The following is a 16,381-nucleotide window of genomic DNA, read 5'->3' on the forward strand; positions in this document are numbered from 1 at the left end:
GACTGTCTGGTGTCAGCGGATCTGAACCGGAGAGGACACCACATGGACTTCCACGAGCGTTGCGCCGAGATTCTGCGGCAGACGGAACTGCTCGCCGCGGCCGTCGAAGGCGCGGACCGCACGGCGCGGATCGCGGCGTGCCCGGAGTGGGATCTCGGACAGTTGCTCGATCACGTCAGCACCGGGCACCGGTGGGCGGAAGAGACCGTGCGGACGCGGGCCGACCATTGGCTGCCGGAGGACCGGCTCCAGAACCCGGTCAGCACCCCGCGACCGGCGTCGTGGCTCATGGACGGGGCGAAGGCGCTGGTGGCGACCCTGCGCGAAGCGGGGCCGGACGCGGAGGTGTTCACGCCGGTCCCGAATGGACCGCCGCGAGCGGCGTTCTACGCGCGCCGGTTCATGAACGAGACGCTGATCCACCGTGCCGACGCGACGTTGGCCGCGGGCGGGGAATTCACTGTCGCGCCGGAAGTCGCGCACGATGCGACGGAGGAATGGCTGGAGCTCGGGTCGCTGCCGCAATTGCTGGAGTACGTACCCCAACGCCGCGAGCTGCTCGGCCCGGACCGCACGATCCACCTCGCGCCGACCGACCACGCGGCGTCCTGGACGGTCGACCTCACCGGCGATCAGCTGGCCTGGCATCCGGGTCCGCCGGCGCACGCGGCGGCCACCGCGTCCGCACCGCTGGGCGACCTGCTGCTGATGGTCTACGGCAGGCTGTCGCCGGAGATCGCGCACCGCACCGGCGACACGGAATACCTGGACCGCTGGCTTTCGCTCGTCGGGTTCGGCTGAGCCGGTCAGTCCCAGCGGATCGGGAGGCTTTTGATCCCGTTCTGGAAGTTCGACCGCAGCCGGCGGGGTTCGCCCGCGAGACGGACCTCGCCGAGCTGGTCGAATACCGCCGCGAACAACGCGCGCATCTGCATCCGCGCGAGGTGCGAACCGAGGCAGAAATGCGGGCCGTGGCCGAACGTCAGGTGCTCGCTCGGCGCGCGCGTCACGTCGAACACGTCCGGATCGGGAAAGACCGTCTCGTCGCGGTTGGCCGAGGAGAACCACACCACGACCTTGTCCCCGGCCTTGATGTCCACATCGGACAGTCGAGTGTCCTGGGTCGCGGTGCGGCGGAAGTGCATCACCGGCGTGTGCCAGCGCAGCATCTCTTCGACCGCGCCGGGAAGCAGGCTGCGGTCGTCGAGAAGCTTGCGGTACTGCTCGGGATGCGCGAGCAACGCGGCCATCCCACCGGGCAGGCCGTTGCGCAGGGTTTCGTTGCCCGCTACGGAAAACAGCCAGAAAAGGTTCTCGAACTCCTCGATCGACACGCGGCCGCCGTCGTCGTCCACGTAATGCATCAGGTTGCTCATCACGTCGTCGCCGGGGTGCTCGCGTTTGTGCTCGCCAAGCGCGTGCGCGTAGGCGTAGAGGTCCGGCATTCCGGCGCGGCTGCGCGGATCCGGCATCTGGCCGTCCGGGCCGGGTTCCGGACGCACGGCCAGCGCGGCACGGGCGAGGTCGGTGACGTCGTCGGCGTTGACGGTCGCGCTCACCGCGTATTCGGCGTCCTGGAAGCCGATCACGCGGTTGCTCCAGTCGAACATCAGCCGGCGATCCTGCTCAGGCACGCCGAACACCTCGGCGAGCGTGAGCAACGGCAGATCGGCGGCGATGTCCTTGGCGAAATCGCATTCGCCGCGATCGGCCACCGCCGCGACGAGATCCCGTGCCCAGCCTTCGATCCGTTCCGTGATCCGGCCGACCGCGCGAGGGGTGAACGCCTTCGTGAGCAGCCCGCGCAGCCTGCCGTGCTCGGGCGGGTCCATGTTGAGCATCATCCGGCGCACGTACCGCAGGTCCTCCGCGCTGGCCGGGTCGCGGATCTGGGTGCCGCCGAGCTGCGACGAAAACACCGCAGGGGTGCGGAGCACGTGCCGCACGTCGGCGTGGCGGAGCACCGCCCAGAAGTCGCCGATCCGCGTCACCGGCGTTTCCCGGCGCAGACGGGCAAGCAGGTCGTATGGCACGCCCGTGACGTAGGTGTCCGGGTCGGCGATGACAGCACTCGACACGTTCCGACCCTAGCCCCGAGACCGCCGCCTGCGGAAAGATCCGTCCGGTGGAAAAGCTGAAGCTGCGCGTCACCGGACAAGGCGAACCGCCGGTCCTGCTCCTGCACGGGCTCGGCGCCACCGGCGCGGTCTGGGACGGCCTCGCCGGCCTGCTCGACCAGCGGCTGCTCGCACCGGACCTGCCCGGCCACGGTGGCTCGTCACGGCTGCCCGAGTACACGTTCGAAGCGCTCGCGGCCGCGGTCGCCGACGCGCTGGACGAGCCCGGCCCGGTCGCCGTCCTCGGCCATTCGCTCGGCGGGGTCGTCGCGCTGGAGCTGGCGAGCGGCCGCTACGGGCTCGACGTCAGCAGCGTGCTGGCGGTGGGCATCAAGGTGGAGTGGAGCGAAGACGACCTGGCCCGTGCCGCCGCGATGGCAACCCGTCCGCCACGGCTGTTCACCACTCGAGAGGAGGCTGAAACCGCCTATCTGAAGATCGCTGGGCTGACCGGCTTGGCCCCGGCAGACCCGGACGGCGTCACCGAGACCGCGGACGGCTGGCGGCTGGCCCTGGACTCGCCCGCCTTCGGGGTCGGCCGTCCGGACATGCCGAGCCTGCTGGCGGACGCGCGCTGCCCTGTGGTGCTCGCCACCGGGGAGAACGATCCGATGTGCCGTCCCGAGCAGTTGCGGGCCCTTGTTCCCGAAGCAGTGGTCCTGTCCGGGCTCGGGCACAACGCGCACGTCGAGGACCCGGCCGCGGTGGCGGCGCTGCTCACCCCGCGAAGCGACTGAGCAGGCGCTTAGACTGGCCGGGTGACGACGATCGATCCGACCCGGACCGGGCTAGACCAGCTGCTGAAGCTCGAACCGCTCGAGCTGAACCTGTTCCGCGGCTGGTGCCACCAGGGTTCGCCGCAGCGGGCGTTCGGCGGTCAGGTCGCGGCGCAGGCGCTCACCGCGGCCGGCGCGACCGTGCCCGCGGCGCGGCACGTGCACTCGCTGCACGGCTATTTCATCCGCGGCGGGCGCACCGACATGCCGATCATCTACGAGGTCGAGCGGACTCGTGACGGCGGTTCGTTCACCACGCGCCGGGTCGTCGCGATCCAGAACGGCGAGAGCATTTTCAGCCTGTCCGCGTCGTTCCAGACCGAGGCGGACAGCAGTGCGCACCAGGCGCGGATGCCGGACGTCCCCGCCCCGGACGAGGCGGGCGTCGTCGAGCAGGACCGCTCGCCGATCGTCCTGTCCGCCATCGAGGTCCGCTTCGTCAGCAGCCCGGAAACCGGCCTCCCCGACACCGGCCGCGGCCCGCGTCAGCAAATCTGGGTCCGGGCGAAAGACGCGCTGCCGGACGCCCCGCTGGCGCACGTCTGCGCGCTCACCTACATCTCCGACATCCGCCTGGCAGGCACCGCCCTGCTGCCCCACCGCGACGACCCGGGCGAGCCGCAGCTGACGTCGCTTGACCACGCGGTGTGGTTCCACCGCCCGTTCCGCGCGGACGAATGGCTGCTGTTCGACATGGAAAGTCCCAGCTACGCGAACACCCGAGGCCTGACCCACGGCGAATTCTTCACCACCGACGGACGGCTCGTCGCCTCAGTGACCCAAGAAGTGCTGCTGCGCAGGCGCTGACTCAGTCCGATGTAGACAGTTCAGCCAAGCCGAACCCGCACCGGCCCGGCAGGCTCGGCAGCAACCTCGGCGACCGGCTCGCGCAGCACCTTCGACAACTGCCACGCCTCGAGCCCGGCGAGAACGGTGTTCGCTACGACGAGCACCAAATACAACCCGGCCTGCACCGAAAGCCGGAACGGATGCTGGTCGGAAGCCCCGGCCAGCAACGAAATGTGGCACGCGACGACGACGACCATCGACGCCGCGGACAGCCCGCCCAGCACGATGAGCAACACCCGCAGCACCCGCGTGCGCCGCCAGTTCAGGTAGCCGGTCTGGACCAACCCCGGCGTGCTGACCATGACCAGCCCGCAGCCGTACCCGGAAAACCCGCCGACCACGCCGCCGCCCGCGACCAGCGCGGTAGTCAGGTGATACGAAACCGGAACCCGGTAGGCGGCGAGGATCGCGGCCACGCAGACCAGCAGCCCCAACGGCAGGTGCGGCCAGCCGTACCAGGGAAGCCGCCGCTCCATCCGGAGAATCGTCGGCAGATCGACGTCGCGGTACGCCTCGGGGTCGCGCAAAGCCATTCGCACCGTTCCTCTCGTCCCGGAAACCCCCGGTGTGTGCGCGGTGACCGGCGAAGCCTAGGGCAGGCCGTCCGACCGTGCAAAATCCACCCGAACCCGCCGCGGAGCGGGACCAGGTCACCGCCCCTTACTTTCGCACCCGGCGCGCAACCCACCCACCGACTGGGCAGACCGCGTGACCCACGCCACCCGTCGGCCCGCGCGCATCCTCCCGACCAGCAGGAATTATCCCGGAATCCGCATTCACTTCTTGCGCTTCCTCCAGGGTTGTCCCGGGATGTCCGGTAGAGCGATTTTCTGTCGGTGGTGCAAGTTAGGCTGCAGGCATGAACACCGACGAACCCACCGTCGCCGCCGAAGATCTCGCCCAAGGCCAGTGGTTCTGGCACGAACCCGCTCCCGGCCTGCGTTCCTGGCCGCTGCAGGTGGCCACGGCCGAGATCCTGGAAGACGCAGTCCGCATCATCACCACCGACGAGGTCCGGGAACTGGTCTCGTACGCCCGCGACCGCCGGGTCCGCCTGGCCGTCGCCTCCTGAGCCACAACACCAACAGCACCACCACTGGGGAATCTGGGGGACCGGGCCGGCCGCATCCGCGAGCGGCCCGTCCAATATGGACACCACGTCCGACGCTCCGGCTTTCGGCCGGATCTCACGCTGAATTTCCTGAACTTTTCGGCAGAGCTTGCTGCTGTGCTCACGTCGTGCTGTCCACGGCACGACGTGCTCCGCTCACGCCGCGTATTTGCTGTACGCATATCCGCCTCGCCACGTCCGCGGCGATCGCTGTCTCGGCGCTGCACCGCGCCTGCCGCAGCTCAACAACCACGCCGCGATCGGTGCCGTAGCGCGGGAATCTGTTGCCTTGCAAGCAGAACTCACCCGCGTCGCTCGCCGATTATGCGTGAAAAGCAAGCACCACCGCGTTGCCCGGCCAACCGGAAAGCCGCCCGCCGACCTCCGCTCGACGCGATCAGCCAAGGCCAGGGTCAGCGGGAAAGAACTCCTTGCAGCAGGACATCCAAGAGATGCCGAGCGCGGGAATCCCACTCGTCCTCGTCCAGGCGCGTCAGATAGCCCGACAAGATGAACAGGTCCCGGGCGTCGATGTCGGGGCGGATGGTTCCTTCGGCCTTCCCTGCGTCGAGCAGGAGGGTGATGGCGTCGCCGAGCGGGCCGTGGCTTTCTTCGGACAGGCCTTTCCACACCGCGGTTTCCAGTGCCGCGAAGACGCCTCGTTTGACTCGTGCGTATTCGGCGATCCGGTCGAACCAGCGGGACAGCGCCTCGACCGGTTCACACGCGGCCAGCAGTTCCGGCGCCAGCGCGACCAGGTCCTCCACTTCCTGCCGGTACACCTCGGCGAGCAGGTCCTCGCGTGTGGGGAAGTGCCGGTAGAGCGTTCCCTGCCCGACTCCGGCCGACTTGGCGACCGCGTTCAGGCGCAGCTCTCCCGTGGAGGCGATCGCCTCGCGGGCGATCTCGACGATCCGCTCCCGGTTCTCCCGGGCGTCGGCCCGTTGAGCCGCGCTCATCGCCTGCGACCGGTACCTGTGGAAACGCACATGCCGCAACGTTATCGCGGACCCTGCGAGAGCTGCATAATCTGCGGACCAAACGCTCCGTGGGGAAGGCCAGCGCCCCCATCGGTCGATGGCCGAGCGCACCCAGGGAACACCAGCCATCCGCCCGCCGAAGACCGACGTTGACCCGGGGAACGCCAGCGAGCTCAGCCGCCAATGACTGAGAGCATCTCGGGAACACCAGCGCTCCTAGGGACCGCGAGCAGCACCCGCAAGGAAACAACCCGCCCAGCAACAACGAAGAACCCCGGCCTAGCCATCCCAGCGCACCACTCCGAACAGGACACCCGCCCAAGACGTTGTCCGCCAACCCATTGATAACCCCCACCACCGGGTTGAAACACGCCACGCATAACTCACCGATTCGATTGACAACCCTTCCGACCCCGGCAGAGGCTGGTCACAAGCTGCCAATGCCCGGTGCGGTCCGGTTACCCTGTCAACGAGCCGAAAACCGCACCGAAAGGCCAACCCCGGCACGAAGCGCCAACCGGTCAACGACTTCCTAGCGAGGAAAACGATGTCTCTCGAGCACTCCGCACTGTCCGACGCCAGCCAGGACCGGCGGGTGGCCGCGTTGGAGGAGACTGTCGCGGGGCTGGTTCGGCGGGTCGGGGTGCTCGAGGCCGAGGCGGAGATCCGCCGGGTGCAGGCGCGCTACATGTTCCTCTGCGACACGCCTTGCCCCGAGTTCGGCGTCGGCGGCGACGACGAGCGGATCGATCTCATCATGGAGCTCTACACCGAGGACGCGGTCTGGGAGGGCGTCGGCGAGTACTACGACGGGCAGTTCGGGCGGGCCGAGGGCGCCGCGGCTATCCGGGCGCATTTCCAGCGGTTCTGGGGCGAGAAGAAAGACCCCGAACTTCTCCTGAACGCCCATTATCTCACTTCCGAGCAGATCCATGTGGACGGCGACGAGGCCACGGGACAATGGATCCACATGCAACCGTGGCTGTTCTCCGACGGGAAAGCGCTCCTGCGGTCCAGCCGGTTGAACAACGCGTTCCGGCGGGTAGGCGAGACCTGGCGGATCACCCGCACGCGCACCGAAAACGTCTTCATCGCCCCGCTGCCGGAAGGCTGGGCCAGCGACTATCCCTCGGCCTCGGTGCTGATGAAGCCATGAGCGACGACCCGGTCGTGCACGTGGTGGACGACGACGAGGACCTCCGGCAGTCCCTGGTGTTCCTGCTGGAGAGCGTCGGCGTGCAGGCGTTGACCTATCCGGACGCCCAGACCTTCCTCGACGAATTCGACCCGGCCGAGCCCGCGGTCGTGATCGTCGACGTGCGCATGCCCGCGATCAGCGGTTTTCAGCTGCAGGAAAAGCTCGCGGAAATCGACTGTCCGGCTCCGCTGATCTTCTGTTCCGCGCACGGCGACATTCCGATGTCGGTCCGTGCGCTCACCGCGGGGGCGGTCGATTTCCTCGAGAAGCCTTACCAGGCCCAGCGCATGGTCGAGGTGGTTCAGACCCAGCTCATCGAGGCCCGCCGCCGGTTCGCGGAGCACGCGGAGCGGCAGGCGGTCCGGGCCCGGCTCGACACGCTGACCCAGCGCGAGCGCGAGGTGCTGCGGCTGGTGGTCGACGGGATGCCCAGCCAGGCGATCGCGCACCGGCTGGGCACCAGCGTCAAAACCGTCGACGTGCATCGGGCGCGGATCAAGGCGAAGACGTCAGCGGACAGCCTCGGGACGCTGGTCCGCGACATCCTCACCCATCGCGTCACCGTTTGAGCGCGGTCTCCGCCCAGCAGCCCGTACCCAGCAGCGCGGCCTCGCCGGAAGCACTGCCGACCAGCTGCAATCCCAGCGGCAAACCGGCCTCGTCGCGCAGGCCCGGGACGGCGATAACCGGCAGGCCCAGCGCCTGCCACGGGCGGCTGAGCACTGGGTCGCCGGTCGCCGCCAGGCCCGCGGGGGCCGAGCCGAGCGCGGCTGGGGTGAGGACGGCGTCGTAGCCGGCCACGAGCTCCGCCAGCCGGGCAGCGCCGGAAGCGACGACGTCCAGCGCGGCCTCGTACTCCGCGCGCGGCATCTCCTCGCCGGTACGCAGCAGTTGCGAGAGAGGGGCGCTGAGACGGTCCGCAGAAGCGAGCTCGACAGAACGTTCGCGCGCGGCTTCGTAGGCCATCACCACTGGGTGTGCGGCGGTCAAGCCAAGCACCAGAGCGGGGTCCGGGAATTCATCGACAACGGCACCGGCAGCGCGCAGCAGAGAAACCGCAGTGCCAAGCGCGGTCTGCATTGCTGGGCTCGCGTCAGCCGGGGACCACACCAGCAATCGCGGTGCCGAAGAAGCAGCGACCTCCGGCTCCCCCGACAGCGCTGACCAGGCCAGGGCCAGATCGGAAACCGTCGCGGTGAACATGCCGTGGCTGTCCAGGCTCGGGCTCAGGCCGGTGACGCCGTCGACCGGGAACCGGCCCCGGGTCATGACCAGCGACGCGACTCCGCAGAACGCGGCCGGTCGCGTAACCGAGCCAGCGGTCTGCGAGCCCAAAGCCAGCGGGACGTGCCCAGCGGCGACGGCAGCGGCGGAACCGCTCGAGGAACCGCCTGGGGTGTGGCCAGGTGCCGCGGGATTATCCGTGGGACCGGGTGCGAAGAAAGCGAATTCCGTGGTGACCGTCTTGCCGATCGGCACCGCGCCGGCCCGCCGCCATTCGCTGACGATCGAAGCGTCCACAGTGGCCGGTGCAGCCTCCGCGCGCAGTACGGAGCCGCATCGGGTCGGAAGTCCGGCCAGGTCGATGATGTCCTTGACGCCCAACGGAACTCCGCCCAGCGGACCCGGCGAAGCAGGCAGGTAAGCCGACGAAACCCAAGCGTCGTAGGAAGCTGCCGCGATCCGCGAGCGGGCCTCCGCCACGGCCTCTTCCGGTGTCGTCCGGCCAGCGGTCAGATCGGCGACCAGCGCGCGCAGCGACCACGGGCCGGTCACGGCTGGGTCCAGGCGGCGTCGGCGGTCCAGTAGTCCATGCCGCTCGCGCTGACCGCGTGCCGCCAGTCGGACGTCCGGCGCAGCAGCGGTTCGACGCGGGCGGTGGCCTCGTCGGCGGCGTCCGGGCCGTCGGCCGGGACCTGCCAGTGCACCCAGTCCAGCTCGCGGCCGTGCTCGTCGTGCACGAAGAGGTCGACGTGCCGCCAGCCGTAGCCGTGCGTGTCGTTGTAGCAGGTCAGGGTCATCCGGTCCACGGGTTCTCCTCGATCAGGCGCTGAGTGCGGCAAGCCGGTGGAAGCGGCGCTGGAAGTACACCAAAGCACCGCTGTCCGGCGCGGTCAGCACCTTCTCGATCTCGACGAACAGCACCGAATGCGATCCGTGCTCCTGTTCGCCGACGATCCGGCCGACCAGCGAGGCCGCCGCGCCGCGCAGGACCGGGGCGTCCTCGCTGTCGAGGTCCCAGCAGTCCTGGTCGAAGCGTTCGGAGGTCGGCACCTTGGTCGCGCCGGCGAAGTGCATGGCCAGGTCTTCCTGGCCGGGGCCGAGGACGTTGACGCAGACCTGGCCGTTGCCGACCAGGATCGCGTGCGACCGGCTGGACCGGTTCACGCAGACGAGCACGGTCGGCGGGCTGTCGGTGACCGAGCAGGCCGCGCTCACCGTCATCCCGGCGAGGCCGTGCGGGCCGGCGGTGGTCACGACGTTGACGGCCGCGGAGAGGTTGGCCATCGCGGTGCGGAATTCGCGCTGGGTCCGGGTCAGCTCGGACACGGTGCCTCCTAGGACTGGGGCCGGGACTTCTCTGACCGTACAAAGCCGCACCGGTCCCGGGATATCGAGAACTTCCCCGGCGTAGCTGAAGAATTCCTAACCCGGGCCGGTCGCGGGCAGTGCGAAGCCGAAGCGCGAACCGCCGCCCGCGCGGTGTTCGGCCCAGATCGTCCCGTGCTGGCGGGTGATGATGCGGTGGCTCAGCGCCAGTCCGATGCCGCTGCCGCGCTCCTTCGCGGTGAACGACTCGTCGAACGGATTGCGCGGGAAGCCGCGGCCGCGGTCGTCCACGGTGACCACGCCGGTGTCGCCGTCGCGGCGCGTGGTGAGCACCAGGCTGCGCCGCTGCGCCGGGCACTGAGCCATTTCTTCGATCGCGTTGAAGCACAGGTTCAGCACGACCTGGCCGGTCAGCACGCGTTCGCAGTGCACGGGCACCGCTTCGGCCGACCGGTCGAAGGTCACCTCGATCGCGGCCGGTTCGGCTCGCAACCGCACGAAGTACAGGCATTCCTCGACGATCTCGTTGAGGTCGGCGACCTGCTCGACGTGCTCCAGATGCCCGACGAACGCGCGCACGGACGACACGATCTGGCTCGCCCGCTCGATCTGCCGGACCGCGCTGTCGATGCCGTACACAACCGGCGCGGCATCGAGCGTCCGCGATCGGACACCGGCCAGGAAGTTGCCCGCGGCGGCGAGCGGCTGGCTCAGCTCGTGCGCGATCGCCATCGCCATGTCGCCCATCGCGGTGTAGCGCGCGAGGTAGTTCTCCCGGTGCAGGTCACGCTCGCGCTGAACCTCGCCGCGGATGCGCTCGGACACGTCGTGGAGCAGCAGCAGAAACGCGTCTCCACCAGGCTCCCGAAGCCGTTCGACGCTGCCCTCCAGCCACACGCGGCCCTGAATTTCCAGCCGAACTTGAGTGGCTGGCACGGCGCGTTCGCGGACCTCGTCCCAAGTGGCCGGACGGTCGTCGAGACGCAGAGCGGCGTAGTCGGTCAACCGGCCCAGCGGCTCATCCGGCGTCGCCCCGAACAGCGCGACCGCGGAGTCCGTCGCGAACCGCAGTTCGCCCGAGCCGTCGAGCATCAGCGCGACCGCCGACGTCTGCCGGGCCAGCGCGTCCACCCAGGACGTGGTCAACCGCAGCTCACGCTCGATTTCCTGCTCGCGTTCGATGTCGCGGAACTGCACCATCACCGCCGGGCCCTGGGCCAGCTCGACCCGCGTGGCCACCGCGTCCGTCGGGATCACCCGGCCGGATTTCGTGCGGTAGTGCCATTCGATCCGGCTGACGCCCTTCTCGACCGCCTCCTGCAGCCACGCCCGCCCGATCACCCGGTCGTATTGCTGCGCGGAGCTGCTCATGTGGTTCGCCTTGAGCGGCCGCAGCTCGGTGACGCTCCATTCGAGCATCTCGCAGGCAGCCGGATTGGCCCACAGGATGTTCTTCGTCGCGCCGTCGTGCACGAGCACGCACGTGCGGCTGGCGTTGAGCATCGCGACGAAATCGTGCGTCGTCAGCTCGGGCGCGCGCGGGTCCGCTTCCATCGGCTCAGGGTAAAGCCCCTGGCTGGCGGCTCGCACTGAAGAAATCCCCTACGCCCGCTCAGGCACTACCAATTCCCGCGCGGCGGCGTCCTTCGTACCGTCGGACCGACCGCACCGGCATTCTGAGGAGCAGCGATGAGCGAAGTCACCATGGAGGAGGTGCTCGCCGAGCTCGCCACGCGCAAGGACGAGTTCCAGCAGCAGCGCTACGTGTCGCGCGACTTCATCGACCGGCTCAAGCAGGTCGGCGTCTACCGGGCCAGCACGCCCGCGAAGTTCGGCGGCAACCCGCTCCCGCCCGCCGAATTCCTCCGCCTGATCGAGCGGATTTCCACAGTGGACGGTTCGACCGGCTGGGTCGCCAGCTTCGGCTCGTCGCTGATCTACCTCGCCGCGCTCCCGCTCGACACCCAGGCCGAGCTGTACAAAAACGGTCCGGACGTCGCGTTCGCCGGCGGGCTTTTCCCGGTCCAGCCCGCCCCGGCGACCGAAACCGGCTTCCGCGTGGACGGCCGGTGGAAGTTCGCCAGCGGCTGCATGGGCGCGGACATCCTCGGCGTCGGCATCCCCGGCGACGAATCGACCGGCGGGAAACCGCGCACCGCGCTGCTGCGGCCCGACCAGGTCGAGATCGTGCAGGAATGGGACGTCGTCGGCATGCGCGGCACCGGTTCGTTCGACCTGGTCGTGCGCGACGTCGAGGTCCCGCGCGAGTGGACGTTCATCCGCGGCGGCGCGCCCACCGTCGACGAGCCGCTCTACCGGTACCCCACAATCGCTTACGCCGCGCAGGTTCTCGCCATCGTCGGCGCGGGCGTCGCACGGGCCGCGCTCGACCACGCCCGTGAGGTCGGCGCTGGATACACCGGCGTCACCGGCGCGCCGAAGCTCGCCGACCGCGGCTACTACCGCACCGGGTACGCCGACGCCGAGGCCGCGCTGCGGTCCGCCCGCGCCTGGTTCTACGAGGTCAGCCACGAGGTCTGGGACACCGTCGTTTCCGGCGACGAGGCCACCGACGAACAGAACGCCCAGTTGCGGCTTTCGTCCGCGCACTTGGCGAAGACGGCGTCCGAGGTGGTATCGAAGCTCGTCGAGATTTCCGGCACCGCGCCGATCTACTCGACGCACCCGCTGCGTGGACTTCAGGGCGACGCACTGGTACCCAAGCAGCATGCGTTCCTGGGCCCGGCCATCCACGACGCCGCCGGCGCGGTTCTCATGGGACAGCCGCCGACCAGCCCCGGCTTCCGCTGACCAGCCACCACCACGACGAGGAGTCTCCGACTGTGAGCACGCAGCCCCTGCGGGTGCTTTTCTGCATCGGCATCAACCAGAACTTCTTCGACCTGCCCGCCGACGGCATCACCATCGGCGACGTCTGGCAGTCCTTCGTGTCCATGATGGACCAGCTGAAAGCGTTGCCGGGCATCACGTTCATCGGCGACATCGACGACGACGCGCACATGGTCGGCCCGTCTGACGGCTGGCCGTGGACCTGCTACATCCTCGCCGACGCCGACAGCCAGGAAACCGTCAAGGCCGGCTGCAACCTGCTGCGCACCACGGAGGTCGGCAGCAATGGCGTCAAGCTGTGGCGCTTCGCCAAGATCGAAGCCCGGATCGGCCGTCCGCTGACCGTCCGCGAAGACGTCGACCTGCCCGACTGAAATCGGAGACCTCATGACTGAGAACACCGTTGTTCCCGCCGATTTCGCGGAGAGCGACCGCGTAGCCGCCCGGCTTTACACGGACCCGGAAATCTTCGAACGCGAGATGACGCAGATCTTCGAACGTTCGTGGGTGTGGGTCGCGCACGAAAGCGAATTGGCGCAGCCGGGGAACTTCAAATCCACTTACGTCGGCCGTCAGCCGGTCATCGTGACGCGGGATCGCAAGGGCACCCTGCACACGATGCTCAACCGCTGCCGCCACCGCGGCGCGAGCCTGTGCGAGAAGCCGAGCGGCAAGGCCAACGGCTTCACCTGCCCGTACCACGCCTGGAGCTACGGCCTCGACGGCAAGCTGCGCGGCATCCCCTACCCGGACGGCTACGAAGGCGTGCTGGAAAAGGGCGAACTGTCGCTGAAGAAACTGCGCACCGAATCCTACGGCGGCATGGTTTTCGCGACCTTCGCCGAGGACGGCGAGTCCCTTGAGGACTTCCTGGGCGACGCGAAACTGTGGATCGACCGGTTCATGAAGCAGGGCGGCGGCTACCCGATCAAGGTGCTGGGCAAGCACCAGTTCAAGTTCCGCGGCAACTGGAAGATCCAGCTGGAAAACACCACCGACGGTTACCACTTCCCGATCGTGCACCGGTCGTGGATGGCTTCGGTGGACGCGGAAACCGCCGACATGATGTCGTTCATGACCGATCCGTCGGCGATCACGCATTCGCTCGGCAACGGGCACAGCGTCATGCAGATGGTGCCGGAGCACTCCGATCTGGACGTCGACGACGGCACCGAGCCGCTGCAGGGCCGGTTCGACCACGTCGTGTCCGAACTGTCGAAGACGCTGGACGAGGCGCAGGTGCGCAAGGTGGTCCGGGCCATGCACGGCACCGGGTTCAACCTCAACCTGTTCCCGAACGTCTCGATGTCCGCGGCGTTTTTCCGCGTGCTGCGGCCGATTTCGGTCAACGAGACGCTGATCGAGCACGTCGCGATCGGTCCCGACGGACCGCCGGAGCTGGACGTGGTCAACCGCGAACGGCTGCGCATCCACGAACACTTCCAGGGCCCGTTCGGGTTCGGCACGCCCGACGACGCCGAGGGCTGGGACCGCGTGCAGCGCGGGGCGCACGGCGGCCCGGACCTGCCGATCCTGGTCAACCGCGGGCTCGCGCGGGAAAAGGCGAGCCCCGAAGGCTGGCCGACCTCGCACGTCACCGACGAAACCGGCATGCGCGCCGCGTACGCCCAGTGGAAGGAGATGATGGGCGATGACTGAGACCATCCCCACCACCGACACGCGGGTCGCGCGCGCCGTCGAGCTGGTCAACCGCGAAGCGGAACTGCTGGACCGCACCGAATACCACGAGTGGGAAAAGCTGTTCGCCGAAGACGGGATTTACGTCATCCCGATCGACCGGGAAACCGATGATTTCGCCGGTTCGCTGAACATGGTCTACGACGACGCGCGGATGCGGCAGATGCGCGTCGCGCGGATGACCGAGGGCTACGCGCTCGCCGCCGTCGACTCCGCCCGCACCGTGCGCACGGTGTCGCGTTTCGTGCCGGAATCTGTTTCGGACGAAGAAGTCGTGCTGCGTTCAGCCCAGATCCTGGTCGCCTACAAGCGCGGCAACCACGACCTGTGGGCGGCGGATCTGGTGCACCGCATCCGGTTCTCGCCAGACGGTCCCGAAGGCGACCGGATCGCATTGAAGGTCGTCCGGCTGGTCAACAGCGACGAAGCCGTTCCGGCCGCGGGATTCCTGCTGTGAGCGCGCAAACGGAGCCGCACGTCGCGGTAGTTACGGGTGGCGCGAACGGCCTCGGCGAAGCGATCGTGCGGCAGTTGCACGCCGAGGGCTACCGCGTCGCGATCGTGGACATCAACGGTGAAGCGGCCGAAAAGCTGGCCGCGTCCCTTGGCTACTGCCGCGGCTACGAGGTCGACGTACGGGATCGAGCGGCGCTCGCGCAGCTGAAGGACGACGTCGTCCGCGATTTCGGCAGCGTGCAGGTGCTGGTCAACAACGCGGCCCGCACCCAGGCAGCCCCGCTGATGGAGATCACGCCGGAAGACCTCGACGCGGTCCTCGCGGTCAACTTCACCGGCACGTTCACCGCCTGCCAGATCTTCGGCGCGTACTTCGCCGAGCAGGGTTACGGGCGGATCGTGAACATGGCGTCGCTGGCAGGCCAGAACGGCGGCACCGCGACCGGCGGGCACTACGCGTCGTCCAAGGGCGCGATCATGTCCGCGACGAAGGTGTTCGCGCGCGAACTCGCCTCGCGCGGGGTCACCGTGAACTCCGTGTCCCCCGGGCCGCTGGACAGCCCGATGGTGCATTCGATCGTCGGCGAGGACAACCTCGAGGCCTTCACGAAGAACATCCCCGTCGGACGGCTCGGCGACCCGGCGTTCATCGCACGGATGGTGTCGCTGCTCGCCTCGCCCGGCGCGGCCTCGGTCACCGGGGCCTGCTGGGACGCCAACGGCGGCCTTTACCTGCGCTGAACCGCTTGAAACGGAGAGCCGATGCCGAACACCGTGGTCCGCGTGGCCGAGGTCGTCGAGGAAGCGCCTGGAATCCGGGCGCTCCGCCTCGTGCGCGCCGACGGTCTGCCGTTCGACCCGCATCCCGCCGGTGCGCACGTCGACGTCACCGGTCCGACCGGGATCCTGCGCCAGTATTCGCTGTGCGGGCGGCCGGACGACACGTCCTCGCTGCTGATCGCGGTGAAACGGGAGCCGGATTCGCGCGGTGGTTCCGAGGCGTTGCACACCGTCGCGGAGAACGACAAGCTCGAGATCGGCGAAACCCGGAATCTGCTCTCGCTGGCTCCGGACGCCGAGCGGCACGTGCTGATCGCGGGCGGCATCGGCATCACTCCGTTGCTGAGCCTGGCTTATCAGCTGCACGCGGACGGTGCGGAATTCGAACTGCACTACTTCGCGCGCAGCCGGGAGTCAGCGGCTTTTGTTTCCCTGCTTGAGGAACAGGCTGAATTCCGGGACCGAGTGCTGCTGTATTTCGGGGTACCGCGCGATGAACAGCCCGCCGTGCTTACCGAAGTGGCCTCCGGGCTCGGTTCCGCTGGGCACGTGTACACCTGCGGCCCGGAAGGGTTCATGGAGCAGGTCACCGGCGTGTTCGCTCCCGTGGTCGGCGAACCGCAGGTGCACGTCGAACATTTCACCGCGGCCGAGGTCGACACGAGCGGCGACCAGCCGTTCACCGTCGAACTCGACACCGGCGAGGTATTCGAGATCCCGGCCGACCGGTCGATCCTGTCGGTGCTGACCGACAACGGGATCGAGGTGTTCAAATCGTGCGAGGAAGGCATCTGCGGTTCGTGCGTTTCCGGAGTGCTGGAAGGCACGCCGGAGCACCGCGACCAGTGTCTTTCGGCCAGCGACAAGGCTTCCGGCGACCAGATGGCGCTGTGCGTGTCGCGGGCGCGCTCCGAAAAACTGGTGATCGAACTGTACTGAGCCGAGCGGCCGGAATCCTCGCGATTCCGGCCGTCTTGTCTATTAATTGATCGATTTTATTTATCAATCCGCCGCAA

19 protein-coding genes are annotated in these 16,381 nt (G+C 68.5%); 12 read left to right on the plus strand and 7 right to left on the minus strand.

Features of this window, described 5'->3' with window-relative positions:
* Positions 1-42: 42 nt before the first annotated feature.
* The gene (locus WA670_RS00305) at positions 43-801 is read left to right on the plus strand and encodes a maleylpyruvate isomerase family mycothiol-dependent enzyme (RefSeq protein WP_336156608.1); all 759 of its coding nucleotides are present in this window, start codon (positions 43-45) and stop codon (positions 799-801) included.
* Between the two features lie 5 nt (positions 802-806).
* Here the strand turns inward: WA670_RS00305 and WA670_RS00310 are convergent, their stop codons facing one another.
* Positions 807-2,078, minus strand: a complete 1,272-nt coding sequence (locus WA670_RS00310; protein ID WP_336156609.1) for a cytochrome P450 — start codon at positions 2,076-2,078, stop codon at positions 807-809.
* Between the two features lie 47 nt (positions 2,079-2,125).
* Here WA670_RS00310 and WA670_RS00315 point away from each other — a divergent pair, with 47 nt between their 5' ends.
* Positions 2,126-2,854, plus strand: a complete 729-nt coding sequence (locus WA670_RS00315; protein WP_336156610.1) for an alpha/beta fold hydrolase — start codon at positions 2,126-2,128, stop codon at positions 2,852-2,854.
* Between the two features lie 21 nt (positions 2,855-2,875).
* Positions 2,876-3,700 (plus strand): acyl-CoA thioesterase, encoded by an 825-nt coding sequence (locus tag WA670_RS00320; protein ID WP_043827210.1) that lies wholly within the window; start codon positions 2,876-2,878, stop codon positions 3,698-3,700.
* A 20-nt stretch (positions 3,701-3,720) separates the two neighbouring features.
* Here the strand turns inward: WA670_RS00320 and WA670_RS00325 are convergent, their stop codons facing one another.
* On the minus strand, positions 3,721-4,275 hold the full coding sequence (locus tag WA670_RS00325) for a hypothetical protein (RefSeq protein ID WP_134728437.1): 555 nt from the start codon (positions 4,273-4,275) through the stop codon (positions 3,721-3,723).
* A gap of 326 nt (positions 4,276-4,601) precedes the next feature.
* Here WA670_RS00325 and WA670_RS00330 point away from each other — a divergent pair, with 326 nt between their 5' ends.
* On the plus strand, positions 4,602-4,814 hold the full coding sequence (locus tag WA670_RS00330; protein WP_037354589.1) for a hypothetical protein: 213 nt from the start codon (positions 4,602-4,604) through the stop codon (positions 4,812-4,814).
* A gap of 452 nt (positions 4,815-5,266) precedes the next feature.
* Here the strand turns inward: WA670_RS00330 and WA670_RS00335 are convergent, their stop codons facing one another.
* Positions 5,267-5,812, minus strand: coding sequence for a TetR/AcrR family transcriptional regulator (locus tag WA670_RS00335; protein ID WP_037808084.1), 546 nt, complete (start codon positions 5,810-5,812; stop codon positions 5,267-5,269).
* Between the two features lie 568 nt (positions 5,813-6,380).
* Between WA670_RS00335 and WA670_RS00340 the strand changes: the two genes are divergently transcribed.
* Complete coding sequence (locus WA670_RS00340) at positions 6,381-6,989, plus strand: nuclear transport factor 2 family protein (RefSeq protein WP_238604004.1); 609 nt, start codon at positions 6,381-6,383, stop codon at positions 6,987-6,989.
* Positions 6,986-7,600 (plus strand): response regulator transcription factor, encoded by a 615-nt coding sequence (locus WA670_RS00345; protein WP_009084166.1) that lies wholly within the window; start codon positions 6,986-6,988, stop codon positions 7,598-7,600. Before WA670_RS00340 ends, WA670_RS00345 begins: the two co-directional genes overlap by 4 nt.
* Here the strand turns inward: WA670_RS00345 and WA670_RS00350 are convergent.
* The 4 genes from WA670_RS00350 to WA670_RS00365 all read right to left on the minus strand — a co-directional run bounded on the left by WA670_RS00350 (position 7,590) and on the right by WA670_RS00365 (position 11,135).
* Positions 7,590-8,807, minus strand: coding sequence for an amidase (locus tag WA670_RS00350; RefSeq protein ID WP_336156611.1), 1,218 nt, complete (start codon positions 8,805-8,807; stop codon positions 7,590-7,592). The genes WA670_RS00345 and WA670_RS00350 overlap by 11 nt on opposite strands.
* Positions 8,804-9,052: a hypothetical protein gene (locus tag WA670_RS00355; RefSeq protein WP_051171481.1), complete on the minus strand. Its 249-nt coding sequence runs from the start codon at positions 9,050-9,052 to the stop codon at positions 8,804-8,806. Before WA670_RS00355 ends, WA670_RS00350 begins: the two co-directional genes overlap by 4 nt.
* Before the next feature lie 22 nt (positions 9,053-9,074).
* Complete coding sequence (locus WA670_RS00360; protein ID WP_037808091.1) at positions 9,075-9,581, minus strand: flavin reductase; 507 nt, start codon at positions 9,579-9,581, stop codon at positions 9,075-9,077.
* Positions 9,582-9,677: 96 nt separating this feature from the next.
* Positions 9,678-11,135: a PAS domain-containing sensor histidine kinase gene (locus WA670_RS00365; RefSeq protein ID WP_037808094.1), complete on the minus strand. Its 1,458-nt coding sequence runs from the start codon at positions 11,133-11,135 to the stop codon at positions 9,678-9,680.
* Positions 11,136-11,270: 135 nt separating this feature from the next.
* Between WA670_RS00365 and WA670_RS00370 the strand changes: the two genes are divergently transcribed.
* Genes WA670_RS00370 through WA670_RS00395 form a run of 6 tightly spaced genes read left to right on the plus strand, consistent with a single transcriptional unit; the run spans position 11,271 to position 16,304 of the window.
* Positions 11,271-12,392 (plus strand): acyl-CoA dehydrogenase family protein, encoded by a 1,122-nt coding sequence (locus tag WA670_RS00370; protein ID WP_037808095.1) that lies wholly within the window; start codon positions 11,271-11,273, stop codon positions 12,390-12,392.
* 32 nt (positions 12,393-12,424) lie between these two features.
* A complete protein-coding gene (locus WA670_RS00375; RefSeq protein WP_037808097.1) occupies positions 12,425-12,805 on the plus strand; it encodes a hypothetical protein in 381 nt (126 codons plus the stop codon).
* A gap of 13 nt (positions 12,806-12,818) precedes the next feature.
* Complete coding sequence (locus WA670_RS00380) at positions 12,819-14,090, plus strand: aromatic ring-hydroxylating oxygenase subunit alpha (protein WP_037808099.1); 1,272 nt, start codon at positions 12,819-12,821, stop codon at positions 14,088-14,090.
* Complete coding sequence (locus tag WA670_RS00385; protein ID WP_037808101.1) at positions 14,083-14,586, plus strand: aromatic-ring-hydroxylating dioxygenase subunit beta; 504 nt, start codon at positions 14,083-14,085, stop codon at positions 14,584-14,586. The genes WA670_RS00380 and WA670_RS00385 overlap by 8 nt, the downstream gene beginning before the upstream one ends.
* Positions 14,583-15,326 (plus strand): SDR family NAD(P)-dependent oxidoreductase, encoded by a 744-nt coding sequence (locus WA670_RS00390; protein ID WP_336156612.1) that lies wholly within the window; start codon positions 14,583-14,585, stop codon positions 15,324-15,326. Before WA670_RS00385 ends, WA670_RS00390 begins: the two co-directional genes overlap by 4 nt.
* A 21-nt stretch (positions 15,327-15,347) precedes the next feature.
* The gene (locus tag WA670_RS00395) at positions 15,348-16,304 is read left to right on the plus strand and encodes a PDR/VanB family oxidoreductase (protein ID WP_336156613.1); all 957 of its coding nucleotides are present in this window, start codon (positions 15,348-15,350) and stop codon (positions 16,302-16,304) included.
* The last annotated feature ends 77 nt before the right edge of the window (positions 16,305-16,381 follow it).

Origin of the sequence: Amycolatopsis sp. VC5-11 (assembly GCF_037034185.1) — a bacterium.
Lineage (GTDB): Bacteria > Actinomycetota > Actinomycetes > Mycobacteriales > Pseudonocardiaceae > Amycolatopsis > Amycolatopsis nivea.

Bases quoted from the DNA above. Each gene is read 5' to 3' on its own strand.
- WA670_RS00305 (WP_336156608.1), top strand. From the start codon at position 43: ATGGACTTCCACGAGCGTTGCGCCGAGATTCTGCGGCAGACGGAACTG.
- WA670_RS00325 (WP_134728437.1), bottom strand. From the start codon at position 4,275: ATGGCTTTGCGCGACCCCGAGGCGTACCGCGACGTCGATCTGCCGACG.
- WA670_RS00330 (WP_037354589.1), top strand. From the start codon at position 4,602: ATGAACACCGACGAACCCACCGTCGCCGCCGAAGATCTCGCCCAAGGC.
- WA670_RS00335 (WP_037808084.1), bottom strand. From the start codon at position 5,812: ATGAGCGCGGCTCAACGGGCCGACGCCCGGGAGAACCGGGAGCGGATC.
- WA670_RS00340 (WP_238604004.1), top strand. From the start codon at position 6,381: ATGTCTCTCGAGCACTCCGCACTGTCCGACGCCAGCCAGGACCGGCGG.
- WA670_RS00345 (WP_009084166.1), top strand. From the start codon at position 6,986: ATGAGCGACGACCCGGTCGTGCACGTGGTGGACGACGACGAGGACCTC.
- WA670_RS00355 (WP_051171481.1), bottom strand. From the start codon at position 9,052: ATGACCCTGACCTGCTACAACGACACGCACGGCTACGGCTGGCGGCAC.
- WA670_RS00365 (WP_037808094.1), bottom strand. From the start codon at position 11,135: ATGGAAGCGGACCCGCGCGCGCCCGAGCTGACGACGCACGATTTCGTC.
- WA670_RS00370 (WP_037808095.1), top strand. From the start codon at position 11,271: ATGAGCGAAGTCACCATGGAGGAGGTGCTCGCCGAGCTCGCCACGCGC.
- WA670_RS00380 (WP_037808099.1), top strand. From the start codon at position 12,819: ATGACTGAGAACACCGTTGTTCCCGCCGATTTCGCGGAGAGCGACCGC.
- WA670_RS00385 (WP_037808101.1), top strand. From the start codon at position 14,083: ATGACTGAGACCATCCCCACCACCGACACGCGGGTCGCGCGCGCCGTC.
- WA670_RS00395 (WP_336156613.1), top strand. From the start codon at position 15,348: ATGCCGAACACCGTGGTCCGCGTGGCCGAGGTCGTCGAGGAAGCGCCT.